Genomic DNA, 2,086 nt, shown 5'->3' with positions numbered 1-2,086 from the left:
TCCAATGAAACCACGTTGCTGCATAGCATTCCACAACGTTGGATTGTTATCTCGAGTCTTGTAGTAATAGCGGTAATAGGTCGGCCCATACGGCGCCACCAACTTCCCGTCCCAGAAGATATACCCCTCTTCATCCACTGTGAACTCTTCGGTGCCATCATAATCATTCTTCAAAAAATCAATCGTCCGCTCCGGGTCCATCATTGTGATTTTCCCATCAAAGTCTTCGGGGATAAAAAAGCCGTAGTATTGGGGCTCGGATCCTCCACTATGAGGTTGTACAAAAAGCATGTCTCCGGCAATGATCGAAAAAAAGAAGAATTCGGCATTACCAAGATTCACTTCTCCCGTGTGTAATAGTCGTCTAGTTTCGCGGTCATATACGTCGTATACACTGCCCAGGTTCAGACCAACTAAAAATTTCCCTGCCGGAATCAGGTTAACCTCGGGAATCCAACCGGTATACAGAATATTCCATTCTCGGTTCCGGCCTATTTTGACCATACGATTATTCACATTATCGCCAATGAAGAACTCTCCATCCTCATAGGCAAGAATCTCGGGAGAACTCGGGTTCGCTCCCATCCCTTCAAAAGAATGATATCGAAACTCTCCAGGGCCGGTTCCATTGGGAAACCTCTGGATGATTTCAAATTGCACCGGATCAATCGCAAAAATTTGAATCACCACGATGAAGAAAAGTATAACGCTGATATATATTTTCCTCATCAATTTGCCCCCATTGCTTTAAGTCGAATGATTCGCCAGGTGTCATTTTCGTAGGACTGAAGCGTTCTGGAAACACCCATTCCTGGATTCACTACAAATGCCGTTGTTCCCCAGAAGGTTGCCTCAATCAACCGAATATCCCCCGCGCTCACAGAGCCATCCAGATTCCGCTTCACGTCTTGCACAATCGCGATGTGCCGACCTTCGTTTTCATCATTTAAGGTATAAAGAACATCCCCGGGTTTGATTAGGCGATATACTGAAACATCTATGTCGCCTTCACCAACCTTCCCAACAATCAACTCTGAATGGGTTCCCCGTCCGTTCTTGAGCGTCGCATCGGCGGCAATCCACGGATAGGTTCGGTACGCTCCTTCGGGTCCAAGGGTATTCCAGGTATACGGATCTTTAGAATAATCAAATACTCTCTGTGCAAATCCGATACAATCCACTCCAGCCATGAGCTGTGCCCATCGCAGGGTTTCTCCATTTACCATATCAGCAGCAATGGCAGATGCCTGATCAGCACTTATTTTCATATTGTTGTTGTAAGCAGTAGTAACCAGCCCGAGCCCCGGCAGGTACGGCCTATTATTCAGATTATTCACTGCACTGGGAAAGCTACCCCAACTTGCCGGAACGTAATTTCTCCAGTCATCAGCCGGGGCCGTGGTCTGATTCCAGGTTCCCAGCTGCTGTTGCTGCTGGTTGGTAAGCCCTGCCGGTGCTGGATTATTCAGACCCAACTCCCCGAACCACTCGCCTATCGCATCCCGCTGGCTCTCCATATGCTGTTGGAATTCGATCGGGGTATTCACTGCTCCATGCCATTTTTGAGGATTTCCATAGAGAATAGGGTAGTCATAGGCTACACGGTCGGTACGCCCTTCACTTCTAATACTCGAAAACCCGCTAAATTCAATCACCTGTCCCCCAGCCGGTGTTCCGGCCTGAGTGTCATACGCCTGACTTTCCTGCCACTCATTCACCCCGTACTCAGCACTCCACCACCACGGCGTCCCGCCATCCGGTTCTATTCCGGCGGCAGGCGGCGCGTTCCAGGGATACAGGTTGTTCCAGTCGCCGTCCCCACCAGTCTCCGCGATGTACAAATTCGCCCGCCACAGGGCTTTGTGGTCTATGATGGCGATCATTTCATCTTGGGCCGTAGTTACAGTGGTGCCCTCAACTTGGCTAGAAATGCTGCCGGCAACTTCAAATCGAAGCAGCAGATCATCTCCGGGATGAATAACACCGTACGGACGAATTCCGAAACTGCTCAGCTCACCCGGGAACAACTCTTGATTGTCCATGCGCAGTTGGAGATCCTTGCCTGTCCCAAATTGTGAATACCCCA

At 49.4% G+C, this 2,086-nt stretch carries 2 protein-coding genes; both read right to left on the bottom strand.

Annotation, left to right across the window (positions count from 1 at the left end; all coding sequences use genetic code 11):
* On the bottom strand, positions 1 to 690 hold a 690-nt coding region (locus tag DC28_RS07155), incomplete at its 3' end, for a hypothetical protein (protein WP_162180207.1).
* Between the two features lie 38 nt (positions 691 to 728).
* On the bottom strand, positions 729 to 2,086 hold a 1,358-nt coding region (locus DC28_RS07150), incomplete at its 5' end, for a hypothetical protein (protein ID WP_238565786.1).

Origin of the sequence: Spirochaeta lutea, from assembly GCF_000758165.1 — a bacterium.
Classification (GTDB): Bacteria; Spirochaetota; Spirochaetia; order DSM-27196; family Salinispiraceae; genus Spirochaeta_D; species Spirochaeta_D lutea.
The sequence above is the reverse complement of the archived record's forward strand: the minus strand, read 5'-3'. Positions and strand labels throughout refer to the sequence as shown.